General features: G+C 45.5%; 4 protein-coding genes. 2 read left to right on the forward strand and 2 right to left on the reverse strand.

Going from position 1 to position 2,151, the window contains the following annotated elements; genetic code table 11:
* Positions 1 to 78 precede the first annotated feature (78 nt).
* Positions 79 to 696, forward strand: coding sequence for a hypothetical protein (locus QUB44_RS30635; RefSeq protein ID WP_333373658.1), 618 nt, complete (start codon positions 79 to 81; stop codon positions 694 to 696).
* A gap of 20 nt (positions 697 to 716) precedes the next feature.
* Here QUB44_RS30635 and QUB44_RS30640 read toward each other — a convergent pair whose 3' ends face one another.
* Together QUB44_RS30640 and QUB44_RS30645 are read right to left on the reverse strand one after the other, a co-directional pair.
* Entirely contained in the window at positions 717 to 1,016 is a 300-nt protein-coding gene (locus QUB44_RS30640) for a hypothetical protein (RefSeq protein WP_333373661.1), read from the reverse strand.
* A gap of 49 nt (positions 1,017 to 1,065) precedes the next feature.
* Complete coding sequence (locus QUB44_RS30645) at positions 1,066 to 1,677, reverse strand: DNA-3-methyladenine glycosylase (RefSeq protein WP_333373663.1); 612 nt, start codon at positions 1,675 to 1,677, stop codon at positions 1,066 to 1,068.
* Between the two features lie 20 nt (positions 1,678 to 1,697).
* Between QUB44_RS30645 and QUB44_RS30650 the strand changes: the two genes are divergently transcribed.
* Complete coding sequence (locus QUB44_RS30650; RefSeq protein WP_006633228.1) at positions 1,698 to 1,820, forward strand: hypothetical protein; 123 nt, start codon at positions 1,698 to 1,700, stop codon at positions 1,818 to 1,820.
* Positions 1,821 to 2,151: the final 331 nt, after the last annotated feature.

Genomic DNA, 2,151 nt, shown 5'->3' on the forward strand with positions numbered 1-2,151 from the left:
CTTTGATAATTTTCGAGAACGCGTATTAGCTTGCTTTTCTAATTAGATAAAAATATCACCGCAAGTTCAGGAGAGCCTTTGCTCCGAGGCAAATATTACAAAATCGTTGCAGGCATTGTTCCGATCGCCATAATCGCCATTGCCATCATGACTGTCACCAGGCCGCTAGATTGGAGTAAACCTTCGATCGCACAAATCATGTCAAGCCGATCGCCGATGTGGACACTCTCAGCCCGTGGCATCAAAAAACGCCCGCTATTTGGATGGGGATTTGACGGTTTCGGCATTGCCTATCCCTACATCCGAAATCCTCAAGTAACTCCTATTGTTGTAAATTTAGATGAGTTTACTTACGACTATATTAACATAAAAGGTGAAATCAGCACTAGAGAAATCCCTACTTACAAAGCTCACAATTGGATTCTGGATACTACTTTATCTGTTGGCATTTTGGGGCTGCTGGCTGGTATTGCAGTTTGGGGATATTATGTATGTTTAGCGCTGAATTCGTCTATGGGCGGTATTGAAGCTGTTGCTATTGCTTATTTAATTTTTACTTTCACTTGGTTTGACTGCGCTCAATACGCACATATTGCCTGGTGGACTATGAGTCTCGCCGCCGCCGTTAAATCTGCTTCTGCTACTCGTTTTTCTCGTTTCCGGGCAGAGTCCGGGCAATTACTAATTACCCATTAGCAATTACCCATTACCAAATCTTACATTTCCTGCATCAACCGCAAATAATTTTGTCTCATCTGCGTCATATTTTCCATCATTCTATTAGCCATATCTTTCTCAACATCGCTCATTTGCTGCCAAAATAAAGCCGATCGTCTCGCCATAATTGCCTCTTCCCACAACATCTCCAAAAGTTGCGCCGCCATTGGGTTTTCAGCATCGATAATCCCGCACAATTGCTCGAAGGCCCGGTTCGCTTCGGCGTGGCTGCTAACATCCTGAACCAGGGTTAGGCATTTCTTGAGTTGTACGATCGGATTTTCAGAAGAGTAAGCCATAATTTCACTAAGATAAGCGACAAAATTTACACTGATACCTTTGACATTACTAGAGTTGTGACACAGCAGTAGAGTTCCCTACATACCACCGCCAAGGCAAATCAATTCCTTGAGAAATCCCGATCCGCGTAGTTTGCACAAAATTTATTGTACCCTCCTCCACAGCTTGCTGAAAGTGCTCGCTCCGGTGTTCCAACCGCAGCGGTTGGCCTGCACCTAAAGGAAAACCGCTGAAAGTTCGATCGATATCCAGCACCTTACACACTTTCCCAGGTCCGGCGGCGAGGCGCGATCGCTTCTTTTCAGGAATTGCAGCGAATTCTTGGGGAACCGCATCTACCTGCAAAGCTCGAACCAGCACAGCACTAGCAACTCCGTCTGCATCCGTCACCACGTTAAAACAGTGATACATCCCGTAGATTAAGTAAACGTAGCTCATACCCGGAGGCCCGAACATCACCTGATTGCGAGGAGTTCGCTGTCGGTAAGCGTGACAAGCGGGATCTCCCGGGCCGTAAGCTTCGGTTTCGACAATAATTCCCCGAATCGTCTCGCCGTCAGGAAACTGCCGCACCAGCGAGCACCCCAGCAAATCTGGCGCTACGCTGGTAGATGGCCGCGCCAGCCAAAAAGATTCTACAATCTGAGTATTTGCACTCACTCAACAACAGCAGGTAAATTATGGACGTTAAGTTAGTTTTAGCAGTCTTGACAGCAGTTTTCACCGTTTGCTGTCTGTTCTTCGGCACAAAAAACGGATTCTACGATACGGACAAGTATCACGGTAACGGTTCTGCTCACTAATTTTAGGCGCGCAGTTAGTTGCTTAAAAAACCGCTGCCTGACAAACAGGCAACGGTTTTATTTCAATTTAATCGATTTAAACAGTATTTGCTAGTCTTACTAAGGATGAATTGTGCCATTGGGCATTTTAGCTTCTTGCAAGCTAGTATTCGAGAATTCAGCGCATCTTATGAGGTTGAAACCCATTGTCGCTCATCGATCCGTTGCTTTCATATTGAAACCAACTACTGCATTTTCTGGGTTATTCTGTTCTGGAACAATACTCCGGACAGTTTTTAAAGAGAGATGCGACGCCTACGGCAAGCAACGCTTACGCAATAAATCACAGAAG

The organism is Microcoleus sp. AT3-D2 (assembly GCF_036705715.1).
Lineage (GTDB): Bacteria > Cyanobacteriota > Cyanobacteriia > Cyanobacteriales > Microcoleaceae > Microcoleus.

Excerpts from the sequence above, each read along its gene's own strand:
- QUB44_RS30640 (WP_333373661.1), bottom strand. The coding sequence starts at position 1,016 with ATGGCTTACTCTTCTGAAAATCCGATCGTACAACTCAAGAAATGCCTA.
- QUB44_RS30650 (WP_006633228.1), top strand. The coding sequence starts at position 1,698 with ATGGACGTTAAGTTAGTTTTAGCAGTCTTGACAGCAGTTTTCACCGTT.